The following is a 16,670-nucleotide window of genomic DNA, read 5'->3' as shown; positions in this document are numbered from 1 at the left end:
TCACTTTTGCTAATCATCACTATGAGATTTAGGATTTTTAGCTAGTACAGCAGCTAATACTTTAGAAGCATCAAGCAAAGCTTCATGACTAAATGTCATTTTCGGATGGTGTAATCCTGGAGCTAAATTTGCACCAATTCCAATCATCGTAGCTTTTAGTTCTGGCTTTTTAACCGTATAGAAATGGAAATCATCACTTCCAGGCGTAATAACATGTGGTGCTAAATGATCTTTTCCTAAAGTTTCAATAATCGCTTCTTCCGCCATTTTAGCCGCTTCTTCTGAAACTTCAGCACCTGGTGTATAATCTACCCATTTCCAATTCATATCAATATTAAATTGTTTTTCAATCGCCTTTAAGCCTTCTTCAATTTTTCCTTGTATCACATCTAAAACACTATTTTTTTGTGCACGAATGTCCATTGTAAAGCTTGCTGTACCTGGAATAATATTCATACTTCCACCGTCTGCTACAATTTTCGTTAGCTTCGCAGAATGTGGTTCAAATGGTGATACATAGATACTTTTAATCATTTGTTGAATCGCTACAACAACATCAATCGAATTTTGGCCTTGATGAGGACGTGCACCATGCGCATCTGTACCATGAATCTCTCCCTCGAGGAAAATAGCTGATCCATGATGTATGGCGGGTGATACTTGTCCTAATTTAAGCTCTTCAATCGGACGTAAATGCACACCAAATAGATGAGATACACCATCTACTGCACCATGTTCGAATGCTGCAACCGCTCCATTTCCCATTTCTTCAGCAGGTTGGAAGATAAATCGTACCTTGTGCTGTAATGGTTGATCTTTTAAACGCAATAATGCCCCAAGTACCATAGACATATTACCATCATGTCCACATGAATGATTAGCTCTCCATTTTCCGTCTACTTCTTGCCACAGTGCATCGATATCAGCACGAACGGCTACAGTTTCTCTGCCTTCACCTATTTCAGCAACCAGACCTGGTACATCACCAAATAATCTATAGGAGATATGTAAGTTATCTAATATACTCGCAATTTTCTTTGTCGTTTCATGTTCTTTCCAACTAATCTCTGGATGTTCATGAAAATAATTAAACCAATTTAATATTTGTTCATCAATCGTCATTTTTTACACCTCATTTGTACCATATTACTTCAATTTATGTTTTTTTCCAAATACAAAAAAACACAGCCATTATTGGGCTGTATTTTTGTTTATAACTCTGTATAAAATCCTTCTGGATATTGTTCACTTTCATACGGTTGTTCCAATTCTTCACCAGTAAATTCACTTGAAGATAACTCATATTCTTCATCCAACAAATACGTTTCAAATTTCGAAGGTTTCATGGCAGCACTCCTTTTAATTGAATATTCTGATTATTTAATAATAATATATGATTATTAAAGATAATTCAACTAAATTGAAACTTTTTATTTATAACTGAGTATATATATTTAAAATCAAATTTTTAGGGGTGATTAATCATGCTATTTGTCGTTTTGATTGTAGCCATTGCTATTACAGGAGAAGTTATTAAGACAATTGTCCAGAACAAAAATAAACGCTTAGAAATTGAACACAAAATTTTAAAAGAGGAAATTAAATTAGAGGAAATCAAGCAAAAAAACTATATGTTAGAAACAGAGAAACTCCGTTTAGAGTTAAAACAGGTCCAAAATAATTCCCCCACTAAAGCTGAACTTTTAGGTTTTAAACAAATTGAACCTGACCGAGAGTGAGAACTGCTCCCCGCTTCCACTCATTTTAAATAAAATGAAAAGGACAAAGAGAGAACTTATTATGAATGCCTCTCTTTGTTGTTCCAACTAAGATTTCCTTGAATTTTTTGCTTCTGAAACTTTCTCCCTCATGGATGAATATTTATTATCTCCTATTAACATCATAATTTGTAAAATTGTAAATGGAAGTGAAGATTTTTTTCGATAAGCAAGATATTTTGGTTGCCATTCATTAGCAAACTTCTCTTTAAAATTTTGAACCCCTTGAAAATTATAATATTCTTGCCCATCGACTATTATTTGCGTTGCAATCTTTTCACTAATCCCTGCAAACTTGGAAACTCCTACATGTGATAGAGGTGTTATTCCTACATTTAAACGTTCAAACCCTCTAACTTCAGATGCTTGGATAATATTAAAGAATAAATAATCCATCGTATCATCTGATGAAAAATCTTTCTTACATCGAATTAGGTCAATTTTAACTGTACGTTCTTCATCATATAATGGAATCAAATTAGCAAAGGCAATAATTTCGAAATTATTATTTTTCAAAATAGCTAAAGGTGTAAATTGTAAATAATCTTTATCAAAATAACCGATTGAAAATCCTTTTTCTTTTCGATGGTCAAGCCATTCATCCGAAATACTTTGCAATTGGCTCATAATTTCAGCTGAGTATGGTGGTTGCATGATTTCACATGTGAATCCTTCTTTTAGAAGGTTCGAATTTACTCTCTTGTGTTCTTCCATTACTTTTCTCGACTGTCTGAATTTCTTTAGATTGATATATCCTTCTTCACCCATCTTGAAAAAGCGATAACCATATCCGTGCAAGCATGAAACAAACTGGTCACTAATTTCATAGAAAATTGGTGTATATCCGTAATCATCTGCATACTTCATAAATTCCTCGATTGCTTTATTAAAATCCTCTTTCGCACCGACCAGATCACCTAAGACTACTAATTTATCGGCAATAATCTGATATGGGAATAGAACCGTCTTATTCTTATTCCAATAGATATATTTATCGTGAAGAAATATTAAATGGGATAACTCCTTTCCTCCATATTTATTTAGATGAAGGAAAATCTCCTCTTCATATGCTAATGAAGATATCTTTGTAAACTGAGTAATCTTACGTAGTGAAACTTCCAACACAACCACAAATGCAACGACAATAAGACCCATAAATGCACTTTTAAATAAATCACTCGAATCCGTAGTTAAAAATGGTCTTAGCTTCTCTGGAATAGTATACTTCATCGATGGATTTACAAAAAAGCCTATCAAGATATACAGCAATAAAATGACGAAGATGATTGCCGTATTTAAAATACTCCTCCCCCAAGTCACGACGTAACTTTCCCGATAAAATCGGCGGCGAGATAAATACAAAAGCCCTGCTACAAATAACATAAATAACGCTTGCTTGTACTGAACACCTTTAATAATAAAAAGTGCTGAAGCAAATAGTAAGACAAAAACTGTCATCCTATATGAATTTTTATCTTTATAAGATATTCCATTTGATAATGCAAGCAACACAAATCCCGTAGCAACCGCTAATTGATGTGAGATATTGATAATTGGAAATGCCATTAATTCTTTTGCATATTGAATACGTTCAATTGCACCAGGTGCGACGGAAGATAATAGAAGTATTAATCCTGCTAAGAACACAAGGGCAGTTGCTAAAATATGGCTCGTTTTTTCTAAAAAGAAACGAGGAATAGCATTCAATCCTACATTAAATTTCGCCCATAACTCGCGGATGAAAAGAGCGAGCCCTGCTAAAAAAGGGACCACATAATAACCAACCCTATAAAATAATAAAAGTACCAAAATAGACTCTTCAGGTATTTGTAAACTTTGTGCTCCCCATATAAATACCAAATCAAAAGAACCAAGACCTCCAGGAATCATACTAACAATTCCTGCACAAGAAGCAACGATAAAAATTGGAATTAGATTTTCGATACTGATTGATATATGGAGCGAATATACTAAAATCATCATAAATGTAAATGCGCCAAGCCATTCTAATATCGAAACACCTAATAATCCCAAATCACTTAACAAACGACGATTAGTAGTTGTTTTTCTAAACAATTGAATAAACGCCTTTACAATTAAAAACGGGACATACAAACCAATAACAACAGCTGCAACAACTAAAATCCGATGTTCTGCAAACATCGGAAAATCCCAGTAGAATATTGGCAAAACCCAAGTAAATAAAGAAATACCCGCTAGGTAAAATAATGTAACTGATGTGATGGTTTTAAAAAATGAAGCACTATCTACTTCTTCTTTTTTAAAATAGTGTGTTCGTAGTAAGACTCCAATAAGTCCTCCAAACCCAATTAAATTTGAAAAAGAATTAATGATTAATGATTCCTTCATCAAGCGTCGTAAAGATCTTTTTAGCTTTAATTTTTTAATTATAAAATAATCGTAAAAAAACATTGGAAACACTAGCACTAATGAGAGTAAAGCAATTAATGCAACTGTTCTGACATCTAAAGATTCTAACTTATTTGCAATTTCTTTCCCATTTGCATTCCCTAAAATTTTACCAATTTCATGTATTGCAAAAATCATCAGCAAAATTGGTAAAATGACTTTTAACCATTGAAAAATCTTTGTTTTATTGATTTTCATCCATACATCCACCTAAATTTTATCTTCATACTCTCTACTATACATATAAGATACAATTTATGCAGTTCTTATTACTTCTAACTAGGAATTTTTATGATTAAGATCAATTTAAATAGAATCTTAAACATAAAAAATACGCCATTAATGTTAACTTCATTAATAGCGTATTTCGTATGATTCGTAAACTATTATCGATTAATTTAAAACTTTAATTGTTACTGTGCGTACTCCCCAGCTTTTTGCTTGACTGTTATTTGGCATTAGTAAGTCGATTTTATGACCTTTAATCGCTCCACCTGTATCTCCAGCAATAGCTGTACCGTATCCTTCAACCCATACTTTTGAGCCTAATGGAATAATTCTAGGATCTACCGCAATAACTTTCATGTTCGGATTAGCTTTTACATTAATCCCTGTTGCTGTTACACCTGAGCACCCTGCACAATATGGTGTATATGCTGTTGCTGTAACCGTCAATGTTTTACCAGCAGATTGTGGTGCCGCTTGGTTTGTAGATGTATTTGTTTTTGTCAGTTGTTGTTTAGGTGTACTTTGTTTCTCTTCAGTTTGGGTATTAGCTGGTGTTTGTGTTTGCTTAGTCGAAACAGAAGCAACATTATTATTATTTGAATCTCCTGTTAAAACAAGCTTTTGACCTGTATAGATTAGATCACTATTAAGATTATTATAAGATTTTAAATCATGGACAGATATACCTGCTTTACTAGCAATCTTAAATAATGTATCGCCTTTTTGAATTGTATATGTTTTAGCCTCTTGGCTAGTTTCTAGTTGTTGTGATGGAACAATTACATCTGAATTTAAATTGTTCATTTCTTTTAAATCTTCTACTGATACTTTTTCATCTTGAGAAATACCCCAAAGTGTATCTCCTTTTTCCACTTTGTAACTAGCAGCATCTGCTTGTGTTGATATTGCTGCAGTTCCAAGTGCGAAAACACCCGCTAGTGCAATTAAATATTTTTTCATCGTTTAAAAACGACCTCCTTTGTACTAACACGACTAACTTTACCATCGTCACATGTCATTATGATTTCTAATCGATGTATGCACTGTAACAATCGTGTTACATTCTTTGCCAATTTTCTGATATTTTATACATCATTATTGATATTTTTTTAGATTGAATTTTAATAGCTATTGATATGACTAGGTTCATCTTACATTGGAATTAATTTACAAAAGATTTTAATATTTCACCTTTTTTATACAAATAAAGAAATTGTTACACTTAAATTTCTCTATTTTTTATTTATAAAAAGGAAAATCAGCTGAATATAAGAGGGAAAACGACTTTTTCTACATTGAAATATTACAAATATAAATGAATAAAATGTAATTATTGTTTTATTGAGGGAATTTTTAAGAATGGAAACTAGTATTATCTTATTTCATACTGAAAAGATTATGGCGTAAAAACATGAAAAAGAGGTTAGGACTCTTGAGCCCCAACCTCTTTATAAGTTCTAAATTATGGATAATCCTTGATTTAAACCTTTCCCTATAACGAAACTTCTTTTTGCATCGCCTTTACCTCAGCTAACGTATAAAGTTCCCATAAGTCTTTTTTATCCAATTCATGTAATAATATATTCAAATCATTTAAAATAACATTTCTTTTTTTCGGAAACTCCTTTTCCCCTTTTAAAGGTGTCTCGTCAATCATATTTAATAGTAGCTCATCAGCAGAGACACGTAGAATTTTGCTTAATTTTACGATCCAGCTGGCAGAAGGAACGCTTTCACCCATCTCCCAACTCTTTATACGACTTGCTGATGTACCAATTGCCTTTCCTAATGACAGCATCGAATACCCATTTTGAATTCGTAATTCTTTTAGTTTTTCGCCAAAGTCTTGTGGATTAAACATTTGCCATCTCTCCCTTGTGTTAATCAGACTGATGTCAAGCACTTACATTGTCTGAAATATTAGTCTCAAAATAGTAACCTTTTTAAATTCTATTTTCTAAGTAAAGAAAGTATCACAACTTTGTAAAACTACCCCTTTTAATTTCTTTCCTCAATAACATTGATACTTAAGGAACTATTTAGTTTAAACGTGTAGTATCTTTCCCATTTGAATCAAATATCATCCTTTACTTAAAAGAACGGCTACTAAAAAGATAAAAATTATTCGTTGTATTAACATTTCGACGTTAATTAGTTGAATCCTTTTCTTTTTTTGAAAATTTTATCTTTATAAGGAAAATGAAGTGTGAAAAATTCTATTTATTAGACAAGCTTTCTATATATAAAACTTTATTTAAAACAAAAAAGAGTGTCCAAAATTTATTTGAACAACTCTTAATGTACCGAAAAACCATTCTTTAATCTTAATCATGAGTAATAACTATTGGTACGATGATTCTTACCGTCGTACCATTATCTTCGCTTACTTCTAACTCGCCATTTACAAACTCAACACGTTCCTTCATACCATTTAAACCATTGCTCGACATTCTTTTAGAACTCTTGGATATCCCTATTCCATTGTCACTTATGATCATTTCTATAAAATCAGCACTTTGTAATATAGAAATTTTACACTCAGTAGCTTGGCTATGTCGTACTACATTATTGACAGCCTCTTTTAAACACATACTCAACGAGTTACTTAGCATTGTCGGAATACGGTCGTACTGTGGATTCCCTTCAAATTTCAGTTGAATATTGGCTGCTATTAATATTTGCTGAACATGACTGATTTCCTCTTGAAGTTTTACTTTCTTCATATTAGATACCATCTCACGTACTTCTTTTAAAGCAATACTAGATGTTTGCCGTATATCATGCAATTCACTAATTGCAGCTTCTTGATCTTTTTTCACTAATCGAACAGCCAAATCACTTTTTAGCCCAATCATCGAAAGCTTCTGTCCTAATGTATCATGCAAATCTCTAGCAATTCTTTGTCTTTCTTCATATACACTTAGTTCCGAAATACGAGCATTTGCTGTTTCTAGTGCCCCTTCAAGCTTTTTACTTTTACTTTCACTAAAAAGATAGAAAGGACCTAAAATAGCACTAAATAAGATGATAACAATTAAAGGAAGCTCTTGGATGAACAAATCTGTTTCGATAAAGAATCCACCAATGACAGATCCTACTGTCATCGCAATATGAAGACCATACATTATATAAAATCCTACTGTATGATGAATTTTCCCGATAGAGAATGCTGTAAAAAAGGCAAAAAATATATATCCAAACAATACTGTCATGACAGCATTGATCACCATTCCAAACGCAATCCACATATAAACAAGGCCATTTGTTGCACTATAGGCAAAGCGAAAACAGATTAAATACATGATTAAAATTGCAAGAGCAACTGACAGCGTAAGCCTTGATGCTGTATGGAAAATTAAATAAAACGGGATGAGACATAAGGCGACCCACGCTACCCAACTCATCACTGGATTTTTTGGAAAAACACTATACCATTTTGACACGTAAACTTTTCACCGCCTTTAGCTGCTCTCATTATATCAAAGAATATGCATTATTATATATATTGACCTTTCATCATAATGGATTGTTATTATTCCCTTTACATAATTATAATTTCCACTAAAATGGTTTATGTTAAAAACTTAACATTGGAGATGGCGAGATGGATTCAAAAGCAATTATTTTAGACCTAGATGGGACAACTTTGACAAGTAAAAAGACTGTCAATCCGTTATTAGTAGAATATTTACAGACACTTAGAAAACGTGGATTGCTTGTTCTTATTGCCACTGGGCGGACAATTTTCGAAATTAGAAAGATTCTTCCTAAAGAATTTAAAGTAGATGGAATTGTCGCATCAAATGGGATGAATATCTTTGATGCGTCAAAACAAATTATAAAAAAGGATATTCCTTCGAATACAGTTCAACAATTAATAGATCAATCGATTGAATTTGGAATTCACCATGAAATCTACCATCAAGATGGAACCGTTACTGCAATGAAAACACCTTTTCAATCGGAAACAACGAAGTTAAAATTACATAATTTCCGTAAATATATTGAATGGACATCATCTATCCATACCAATAATGTAGAAAAAATAATATTTTTTGATGACCATACTCCTCATGTAGCAAACTGGTTTGAAAACTTAAAGAGAATGCAAAAAAGTTTAGAATTTTCAGCAGCTCTATCATCCTCCCATTTAATAGATGTGAATGGAGCTGGAGCTAGTAAGGCCACTGGAACTACTTTACTATTATCCAAATTAAACATTGCATTTGACCATGTTATGGCTTTTGGCGATGGTGGTAACGATATTCCCCTCTTTAAAAAAGTAGGAAAAAGTATTGCTATGAAAAATGCCCGTAAAGAAGTTCAATTACATGCAGATGAAATTTCTAAATATACAAATGATGAGAATGGATTGTACCATCATCTCCATCAACTTTTCCATTAGACGTTAATCGACAAGATTATTTCTTGGGAAATGTTTTACGACAAAATCCCACCATATGCGTAATGTGACAAAATAAGTAACACATTGTTTAATTAATGAATACTTTGTTTTTTCAGTTGTATACTAGAATTGAAGTTAGGGTAGTCAACTTAATATAGATACTAGGGAGGAATTTTTATGTTATCTGAAACACTACACAATGCATTAAATGATCAAATGAACTTTGAATTCTATTCAGCTCATACTTACTTAGCTATGGCCGCTTATTGTACAAGTGAAAATTATGATGGCTTTGCAAATTTCTTTTTAGTACAAGCTGAAGAAGAGCGATTTCATGCGATGAAGTTTTATAACTTTATCAACGATTTAGGTTATCGGGCAACTATTCAAGGATTTGAAAGTCCAGAAAATAATTTCAGTTCTGTTTTGGAAGCATTTAAAGCTGCACTTCTACATGAAAAAGAAGTCACTCGCCGTATCTATGAGTTATCTGATATCGCATTAGATGAGCGTGAACATGCAACAATGGCATTCTTAAAATGGTTTATCGATGAACAAGTTGAAGAAGAATCTACTTTAGATACGATTATTCACAAATTCAAACGTATAGAAAATGACTCAAATGCCATTTTCATGTTAGACGCAGAGTTAGCTACTCGCACCTTTACTGCTCCAGAATAATTGATTATTAAAAAAGCTAGAGAATGGACTATTCTCTAGCTTTTTATATTGATTAATCTATAAGTTTCCCAACAATTTCTGCGTATTTTCAGATTGCTCAAGTATTTTATTTTGTTCAGTCCAATAAATCATATATGTTTTTCCTTTTAATTCGAACAAAAATGGTTTTAGCTTAGTAGAAATTGAATCATCCTTGTTTTTTAAGCACAATATCTCAACAGAATATAATACTTTGCTATTTATCTTATAAGTAATAATGTAGTCTGCCTTGTCCTTAAACAATTTACGATCCGCTTTGTCTAATTTGTCGATATGACTTAGTGGATATTTTTCTTTATACTGAGCTGAGTCGTTCTTAGTTGAGAAAATAACTTTATCAATTCTTTGATCTTTTACTTCAATTTGGTTAACTTCATCTTGTTTATTTATGATTGTGTTAATCTGTTGCTTTTGTTCTTTTTCTTTATATGCTCCCCACCCAAAAACAATAAGGACTATTGCCATTAGGATGAGTCCAATTCTCATTTTTTTCATATTAAATCCTCTTTCTTTTACAACCTCAGATTCTAATATTTATTTTACCATCAATAGTTGTTTCTAATATACTTTTCTTCATACTTGCTTGATAATAACGGTAAGGAGGGGGAGTTTATCTTGAAAAGTAAACGATTACTAATCGGAATTATTATAGCTCTAATAGTCATTATTTGTGGGGGCGCATTTTATATGGCGCAACAAAAGGCTGAACAAAAGGCTGAAATTATGGTGGGGAAATTCACCAAAGTACTCATAGAGCAAAAATATGACCAACTGCCATCGCTAGTTTCCAATGATTCATTAAAAAAATACAATTACAACAAACAATCCTTGGTCGACAAATATACGAATATTTTCAATGGTATTGGCGCTGAAAAAATAAAAATTAGCAATATGACTATTTCTAAAATAAAAAATGGGCAATATCAATTTTCATACAAGCTTAACCTAACAACTTCTCTTGGAAAAATGCCCACCCTTTCGTATAAAGGAAAGGTCATTAAAGAAGGTAAGGATTATGCGATTGATTGGAATCCCAACTTAGTATTTCCTAGTATGGATGCAACAGATAAGATTTCTTTCTCTGAAGAAGATGCTATTCGTGGGAAAATTCTCGATAAAAGTGGGAACGAACTAGCAACGAATGCAGAATTTCGCCAAGCTGGAATTATACCAAAAGAACTTGGTAAAGGTGATAAAAAGGAAAAGAATATAAAAGCTATCGCCAAACAATTTGATATGACGGTGGAAGAAATTGAAGCAAAACTTAATCAAAGTTGGGTAAAGGAAGATTTGTTTGTTCCTTTAAAAGTAATCGATAACGAACAAGTAAAGAAAATAACAGCTGTTCAATATCAAGCAGTAGATATTCGTTATTACCCACTCGGAGAAGCTGCTTCTACAATGATTGGCTATACTGGAAAAGTGACAGCAGAAGATTTGAAAAAAGATTCTACACTCTCTAGTGATGCTGTTATTGGAAAAAGTGGTTTGGAAAGAGCCTATGATAAAGAATTGCGTGGAAAAAATGGTGGTAAAATTTCTTTAATCGACAAAGACGGTAAAGTAAAAGAAGTTTTATTGGAAAGCTATCGTGAAGATGGTAAAGATATTCAGCTTACGATTGATGCGAAATCACAATTACAAGCATATGATGCACTTGAAAATGCAACAGGAGCTTCTGTCATTATGCAACCAAAAACAGGCGAATTATTAGCACTAGTAAGCAAACCATCTTATGACCCAAACAAAATGATTCGCGGTATTTCACAAAAAGATTATGAGTCCTATATGAACGATGAACGAAAACCGTTTGCCAATCGCTTTACGCAACGTTATGCACCTGGCTCAACATTAAAAACGGTCACTGCAAGTGTTGCACTAGATGCAGGTACACTAACGCCTGACAAAACTCGTAAGATTAGTGGACTGAAGTGGCAAAAAGATAAGGCATGGGGAAATTATTATGTAACACGTGTTTCCAATGTTCCACAAGTGAATTTAGAAAAGGCTTTTGTCTATTCTGATAATATTTTCTTTGCACAAACTGGACTTGATATGGGTGAAGATGTATTGCGTAAAGGCTTCAATCAATTTATCTTTGGTGAAAAATTAGACTTACCATTTACAATGGAACCAGCTCAAATTTCAAACAAAAATCAATTCCAATCACAAATTCTATTAGCCGATACAGCTTATGGACAAGGGCAAGTTTTAATGTCCCCTATTCAACAAGCTGTAACGTATAGCGCTTTTGCAAGTAATGGTAAAGTCGTTTATGCACATCTTTTAAAAGATGCCAAAACAAAAACAAAAGATGCTATCAGCTCTAAATCTGCTACAATTGTTAAAAAGTCGATGATGCAAGTTATCCAAAATCCAAACGGAACTGCTCATAATTTAAACGGTATCAGCCCTACGTTAGCTGCTAAAACAGGAACAGCTGAACTAAAGCAAACGCAAGGTACTGAAGGCACAGAAAATAGCTTTGTTGTTGCATTCGATACGAAAAAAGGTCATGAATTTTTAGTATTGTCCCTTGTAGAAGATCATAAAAAGGTAGGAAAAACAGCTACTGAACTTATAAAACCCGTAATTGAAAAATTAGAGAAATAAATTGAAAAGGATACTTAATGAGTATACACACCCCATTAAGTATCCTTTTATTTTTTGTTATGTCATACTTCATGTATACAATCATATATATTATTACTATGTCACCAAAGTGGTGGCTTCGTAACCATAAACCAAAGCATGATTAATAATAACCCTGTATAGATAAATACTGATTTCATTAATTTATTTACAAACAATTCTTTGTTGTACTCTGGTGTATTAAACGTTCTCATAGTTGGTTTAAACGCTCTTGCTAGAAATACAAGTGATGCAATTAGCAAGGCTACTGTCAACACGATGAACGGTGATGTCATCGAATACCCACTTCGCCATAAAACGTAAATACCCGATAATATTAAAATATGACCTGAATGCTTTACAACTTGAATAGCAAGAGAAAAAGTTGTGACATAGGCGGTCATTTCATCATGATTTTTAGAAATTCGCATTCTTTTTAACATTGGAATGAGGACAAAAAATGGTCCAATAGACAACACCGCACTGATTACATGTATAAATAATACTGATGAATAGAGCATAGTTAAGCTTCCTTTTACATTTATTCTTACCTTCAACAATATAGGAAACACTATCTACAAGCAATCAACAAATAAGTGAACTTATATAATACTTTGTAAACCCAAAGTAAAGATATCTTGTGTTCTATGTAAAAAGGCAATTCCAGTACAAATAATATTATATAATACACGTATCAAGAAGATATGAGTGGACATCCTACTCACATTCTTGATAAAGTAGCATACAATAGATAAAATTATTTTATTTAAAGGAGAGGATTTTTATAGGTATTCACAAATTTTTTACAAGTTTAAATGATCTAGAACGTATTATTCGTTGCCCAGGCCGTTTTAAATTCGAAGAACATAATGTGGCAGCACACTCTTGGAAAGTCTCACAATACGCTATGTTTTTTGGAACGATTGAAGAGATGAACGGCTCGATTATTGATTGGAAATCACTATACGAAAAAACGATTAATCATGATTTTGCAGAGGTATTTATCGGCGATATCAAAACACCAGTAAAACATGCATCTCCAGAGCTAAAACAAATGATTGCTCACGTAGAAGAAAAAATGATGGAGAAATTCATTTTCAACGAAATTCCTGAAGAATTTCAAGAAGTCTTCTTTGATCGTATGAAAGAAGGAAAAGATGCAACGATTGAGGGGCGATTATTAGAATTTGCAGATAAACTAGATTTATTTTACGAAGCATTTGCAGAGCTGAAACGAGGAAATTCCGACAAAGAGTTCGTCAGTATGTATCAAGAGGCATTAAAGAAATTACTGGTTATTCCACTACCTTCAAGTGTGAATTACTTTAAAAATGCTATTTTAGCAGACGTCATATCTGAAAAGACACCAGTTGATATTACTGCTTTAACAAAAGAAGTTTTAACTGAAGCTAAGCCTTAGAATTAGGCAATGCTTTTTTATTTTACCCAAAAATAAAATGCAAACAACTCAATAATCCCCCTGGTTGCTTGCACTTCCACTCTTAAATTATTTGATAAAATGTTTTAGGAATTCTTCCAACGTTTCTTTTATGATAAAGTAAAGGTGCCTTATCAGTATTTACAACTTTATAAACCTGCCCTATTAAAATAATGTGATCCCCCGCTTCTATTTCTTGGACCTTTTCACATTCTAAAACAGATGCCACATTTTCTAAAATTGGCAAATCATCATCTGAACGTTTCCATTCACATTGTCCAAAGCGATCAATTTCCTTACTTGAAAAAAGGAAGCAAAGTTTATCTTGATCACTTGCCAAAATATTCACTGCAAACTTTTTGCTATAAGTAAAATCCGATAAGGACTTAGCTCTTTTATCAATCGACCAAAGAATTAACAATGGATCTAATGACACAGAAGCAAATGAATTAACCGTTAAACCAACTGGATTGTTCTCTTTATCAAATGTAGTCACAACCGTAACACCTGTTGGATAATTTCCTAATGCTTTCTTAAAATCGTCTTGTTGAGTCATTCATACATCTCCTCTTCTAAATTTACTTAGGAAGGATCAAGGATTTTCAAAAATAGTACCGTACCAAATTATATTCAATTAATATCATTAATTATTGAGCAGTATAACCTCCATCTAGAATTACCGCTTGTCCTGTGACACCTCTTGCCTTATCACTTGCCAAGAATACAGCATAATCGGCAATCTCTGAAACGTCTAATAATCTCTTTTGAGGAATGAGTGGAAAAAATACTTCCTCAACGACTTGATCCATACTTATATTTCTTGTTTTAGCTACATCTTTTAGTTGATTTCGTACGAGAGGCGTATCAACATATCCTGGACACAATGCATTTACTGTAATGCCGTGCTCGGCCCCTTCTAATGCTGCAACCTTTGTTAAACCAATTACACCATGCTTAGCACTATTGTATGCAGCCTTTCCAGCAAAACCAACAACTCCATTTATCGAAGCTATATTAATGACTCTTCCAACACCTTGTTTTTTCATAATAGGGAATACATTTTTTATCCCAATGAAAGGTGCAGTTAGCATAATCTTTACTAACAATTCGAATTTTTCAGTAGGGAATTTTTCAATCGGCGCTACATATTGTAGGCCTGCATTGTTAATTAATATATCAATTCTCCCAAATGCTCTATTTGCAATATCTAAACTGGCTTTATAAGCTACTTCGTCCGTAACATCGCAAGGAGCAGAAAGTACCTCAAAGCCTTGCTCTTTCATACTAGATGATACTTGGTCACTTTTTTCCTTATCGATATCTGAAATAATAACCTTAGCTCCTTCAATTGCAAAAGTTTTAGCAATTTCTAGTCCAATGCCACTTGCAGAGCCTGTAATAAATGCTACTTTCCCTTCTAATAACCCGCTCATTATTCCTCCCCCTTAATCAATACTCTTATAATAACTTCCTTATATGATTGCCCAAACATGTGTTACCAACAGCTATTGGTCAATGCTATAACTGTTAGCAAAGATACTATATTTTCAGCAATGATACATATAATATGAATTAGTAAGGCTTTATAGTCCATCTAAGATTTGAGTTATTTCATAAGGAATTTTTAGATTAATGGAGATTTAAATTATTAAACTTATCAAATATAATATGAGAGAAATATAGATATCATTGTGTTCTATTTTATGTATGGACTTCTTTCTTGCAGATTTATCGCACCTGCTGTATTATAAGAATACAAGCTGCGTTGTACGTAATAATATTAAGTTTTAACCTTTGAGCTGTAATAGGGAGTTTAAATTGAGTATGGATTGGCATGCCGCATTCTTTGTTAATGCGGACAAACATGAAATATTCTGCAAACACCCACTTTGAGGAGTGGTGGTTTAAAACTTTCGATATTCAAATTTACGGCAAAGGCGGCTTTCTTATTTTAATATATCTATGTTCATAACATATTAGCGCTTATCGTGAGATAGGTGCTTTTTTATTTTGTGACTTCTTAAAATGTGTGATAGTAACTTTCTAATATATTAAAAAGAGCAGCTATCCATTGATAACCACCCTTTAAACTTTTATATAAAATAATATACGCTAGCAAACATCGCTGCACATCCTGCCATGACGAATACATGCCAGATTGCATGATTATATGGTATTTGCTTATTTTTATAGAAATAAGTACCTGCCGAATAAATAACACCGCCAAGTAGTAATACTAAAAAACCTTTTACTGTAATATGTGTGATTAGTGGCTTATATGCAAAAATGATAAGCCAACCCATTCCTAAATAGACGATTAGAGATAAGGTTTTAAAACGATAAACAAAGAAAATCTTCATAACTACACCTATTACAGTTAAAGCCCACTCAATCCAGAAAATGATCCATCCAGTTTTACCCCCTACTGCCACAAGTGCAATTGGAGTATATGTACCTGCTATTAAAAAGAAAATCGAACAATGGTCCATTTTCTTAAAAAAGCTCTTATAAACGGGGACACTATGATAGAGTGTAGAACATAAAAATAAAATCATCATTGATATCCCAAAAACAATATAGCTAAATAGCTCAATTTTTGAATTGTTTTCATTTGCCTTTTGAATAAGTAACATTAAACCTGGAATTGCTAATAAAAATGAAACTCCATGAGTTAGTGCGTTCCAAAACTCTTCCTTTTTGCTGTAAGCATTATCTATTATTACAGCTTTTGCCATCCTAATCACTTCTTTCTATATCAATTATCCAATATTCAAGATAAGTAATATAGTAGAGCATGTCATAAATATAATATGACAAATAACATATATGGAAATCATACGTCATGTGAGCTACTAAAATCTTATCCACAACATTAAAAAGTGATTACCACTATTCATTTCTATCCACATGATATCCACATTGATAACCGTATAGAAGCCAATAATCACCCATGCCGGGCACACAATCGAGTAGGAGGGAGTAATTAACTCCCGACCTCTCACACCACCGTACGTACGGTTCCGTATACGGCGGTTCAATC

The 16,670-nt window shown here is 32.8% G+C and carries 16 protein-coding genes and 1 other RNA gene; 6 read left to right on the top strand and 11 right to left on the bottom strand.

Translation table 11 applies throughout. From position 1 onward, the window contains the following. Positions 1-9: 9 nt before the first annotated feature. Together Q0977_RS05485 and Q0977_RS05480 are read right to left on the bottom strand one after the other, a co-directional pair. Complete coding sequence (locus Q0977_RS05485) at positions 10-1,122, bottom strand: amidohydrolase (RefSeq protein WP_119415944.1); 1,113 nt, start codon at positions 1,120-1,122, stop codon at positions 10-12. Positions 1,123-1,211: 89 nt separating this feature from the next. Then, complete coding sequence (locus tag Q0977_RS05480) at positions 1,212-1,346, bottom strand: hypothetical protein (protein WP_255416312.1); 135 nt, start codon at positions 1,344-1,346, stop codon at positions 1,212-1,214. A 138-nt stretch (positions 1,347-1,484) separates the two neighbouring features. Here Q0977_RS05480 and Q0977_RS05475 point away from each other — a divergent pair, with 138 nt between their 5' ends. Next, positions 1,485-1,739 (top strand): hypothetical protein, encoded by a 255-nt coding sequence (locus tag Q0977_RS05475; RefSeq protein ID WP_119415942.1) that lies wholly within the window; start codon positions 1,485-1,487, stop codon positions 1,737-1,739. 87 nt (positions 1,740-1,826) lie between these two features. Here Q0977_RS05475 and mprF read toward each other — a convergent pair whose 3' ends face one another. The 4 genes from mprF to Q0977_RS05455 all read right to left on the bottom strand — a co-directional run bounded on the left by mprF (position 1,827) and on the right by Q0977_RS05455 (position 7,879). Then, positions 1,827-4,406 carry a bifunctional lysylphosphatidylglycerol flippase/synthetase MprF gene (gene mprF / locus Q0977_RS05470; protein ID WP_299511225.1) on the bottom strand — a complete coding sequence of 860 codons (2,580 nt, stop codon included), beginning with the start codon at positions 4,404-4,406 and terminating at the stop codon, positions 1,827-1,829. Positions 4,407-4,601: 195 nt separating this feature from the next. Continuing rightward, entirely contained in the window at positions 4,602-5,396 is a 795-nt protein-coding gene (locus tag Q0977_RS05465) for a LysM peptidoglycan-binding and 3D domain-containing protein (protein WP_299511223.1), read from the bottom strand. A 532-nt stretch (positions 5,397-5,928) separates the two neighbouring features. Then, positions 5,929-6,297, bottom strand: a complete 369-nt coding sequence (locus Q0977_RS05460) for a helix-turn-helix domain-containing protein (protein ID WP_119415939.1) — start codon at positions 6,295-6,297, stop codon at positions 5,929-5,931. A gap of 463 nt (positions 6,298-6,760) precedes the next feature. Then, positions 6,761-7,879: a sensor histidine kinase gene (locus Q0977_RS05455; RefSeq protein WP_299511220.1), complete on the bottom strand. Its 1,119-nt coding sequence runs from the start codon at positions 7,877-7,879 to the stop codon at positions 6,761-6,763. 161 nt (positions 7,880-8,040) lie between these two features. On the opposite strand from Q0977_RS05455, the gene Q0977_RS05450 reads away from it, so the two are divergent. Beyond that, positions 8,041-8,841 (top strand): HAD family hydrolase, encoded by an 801-nt coding sequence (locus Q0977_RS05450; RefSeq protein ID WP_119415938.1) that lies wholly within the window; start codon positions 8,041-8,043, stop codon positions 8,839-8,841. Between the two features lie 177 nt (positions 8,842-9,018). After that, entirely contained in the window at positions 9,019-9,522 is a 504-nt protein-coding gene (locus Q0977_RS05445) for a ferritin (protein WP_119415937.1), read from the top strand. Between the two features lie 57 nt (positions 9,523-9,579). Here the strand turns inward: Q0977_RS05445 and Q0977_RS05440 are convergent, their stop codons facing one another. Beyond that, complete coding sequence (locus Q0977_RS05440; RefSeq protein ID WP_124218200.1) at positions 9,580-10,056, bottom strand: hypothetical protein; 477 nt, start codon at positions 10,054-10,056, stop codon at positions 9,580-9,582. Positions 10,057-10,176: 120 nt separating this feature from the next. Between Q0977_RS05440 and Q0977_RS05435 the strand changes: the two genes are divergently transcribed. Continuing rightward, positions 10,177-12,174 carry a penicillin-binding transpeptidase domain-containing protein gene (locus Q0977_RS05435; protein WP_299511208.1) on the top strand — a complete coding sequence of 666 codons (1,998 nt, stop codon included), beginning with the start codon at positions 10,177-10,179 and terminating at the stop codon, positions 12,172-12,174. Positions 12,175-12,275: 101 nt separating this feature from the next. Here the strand turns inward: Q0977_RS05435 and Q0977_RS05430 are convergent, their stop codons facing one another. Then, a complete protein-coding gene (locus Q0977_RS05430) occupies positions 12,276-12,713 on the bottom strand; it encodes a hypothetical protein (protein WP_299511206.1) in 438 nt (145 codons plus the stop codon). Positions 12,714-12,976: 263 nt separating this feature from the next. On the opposite strand from Q0977_RS05430, the gene Q0977_RS05425 reads away from it, so the two are divergent. Continuing rightward, positions 12,977-13,612 carry a YfbR-like 5'-deoxynucleotidase gene (locus Q0977_RS05425; RefSeq protein WP_299511459.1) on the top strand — a complete coding sequence of 212 codons (636 nt, stop codon included), beginning with the start codon at positions 12,977-12,979 and terminating at the stop codon, positions 13,610-13,612. 82 nt (positions 13,613-13,694) lie between these two features. Here the strand turns inward: Q0977_RS05425 and Q0977_RS05420 are convergent, their stop codons facing one another. After that, entirely contained in the window at positions 13,695-14,186 is a 492-nt protein-coding gene (locus tag Q0977_RS05420; protein WP_299511204.1) for a flavin reductase family protein, read from the bottom strand. Positions 14,187-14,277: 91 nt separating this feature from the next. Further along, entirely contained in the window at positions 14,278-15,063 is a 786-nt protein-coding gene (locus Q0977_RS05415; protein WP_299511202.1) for a 3-hydroxybutyrate dehydrogenase, read from the bottom strand. 321 nt (positions 15,064-15,384) lie between these two features. Here Q0977_RS05415 and ssrS point away from each other — a divergent pair. Then, a non-coding RNA gene (gene ssrS, locus Q0977_RS05410) (6S RNA) lies at positions 15,385-15,578 on the top strand. A gap of 145 nt (positions 15,579-15,723) precedes the next feature. Here ssrS and Q0977_RS05405 read toward each other — a convergent pair. Further along, positions 15,724-16,365, bottom strand: coding sequence for a hemolysin III family protein (locus Q0977_RS05405; protein WP_299511200.1), 642 nt, complete (start codon positions 16,363-16,365; stop codon positions 15,724-15,726). Positions 16,366-16,670 lie beyond the last annotated feature (305 nt).

This window comes from uncultured Rummeliibacillus sp. (assembly GCF_934216135.1).
Classification (GTDB): Bacteria; Bacillota; Bacilli; order Bacillales_A; family Planococcaceae; genus Rummeliibacillus.
This window is presented reverse-complemented; position numbering and strand designations above follow the sequence as displayed.

Bases quoted from the DNA above. Each gene is read 5' to 3' on its own strand.
- Q0977_RS05485 (WP_119415944.1), bottom strand. From the start codon at position 1,122: ATGACGATTGATGAACAAATATTAAATTGGTTTAATTATTTTCATGAA.
- Q0977_RS05480 (WP_255416312.1), bottom strand. From the start codon at position 1,346: ATGAAACCTTCGAAATTTGAAACGTATTTGTTGGATGAAGAATATGAG.
- Q0977_RS05475 (WP_119415942.1), top strand. From the start codon at position 1,485: ATGCTATTTGTCGTTTTGATTGTAGCCATTGCTATTACAGGAGAAGTT.
- mprF (WP_299511225.1), bottom strand. From the start codon at position 4,406: ATGAAAATCAATAAAACAAAGATTTTTCAATGGTTAAAAGTCATTTTA.
- Q0977_RS05465 (WP_299511223.1), bottom strand. From the start codon at position 5,396: ATGAAAAAATATTTAATTGCACTAGCGGGTGTTTTCGCACTTGGAACT.
- Q0977_RS05460 (WP_119415939.1), bottom strand. From the start codon at position 6,297: ATGTTTAATCCACAAGACTTTGGCGAAAAACTAAAAGAATTACGAATT.
- Q0977_RS05450 (WP_119415938.1), top strand. From the start codon at position 8,041: ATGGATTCAAAAGCAATTATTTTAGACCTAGATGGGACAACTTTGACA.
- Q0977_RS05445 (WP_119415937.1), top strand. From the start codon at position 9,019: ATGTTATCTGAAACACTACACAATGCATTAAATGATCAAATGAACTTT.
- Q0977_RS05440 (WP_124218200.1), bottom strand. From the start codon at position 10,056: ATGAAAAAAATGAGAATTGGACTCATCCTAATGGCAATAGTCCTTATT.
- Q0977_RS05430 (WP_299511206.1), bottom strand. From the start codon at position 12,713: ATGCTCTATTCATCAGTATTATTTATACATGTAATCAGTGCGGTGTTG.
- Q0977_RS05420 (WP_299511204.1), bottom strand. From the start codon at position 14,186: ATGACTCAACAAGACGATTTTAAGAAAGCATTAGGAAATTATCCAACA.
- Q0977_RS05415 (WP_299511202.1), bottom strand. From the start codon at position 15,063: ATGAGCGGGTTATTAGAAGGGAAAGTAGCATTTATTACAGGCTCTGCA.
- Q0977_RS05405 (WP_299511200.1), bottom strand. From the start codon at position 16,365: ATGGCAAAAGCTGTAATAATAGATAATGCTTACAGCAAAAAGGAAGAG.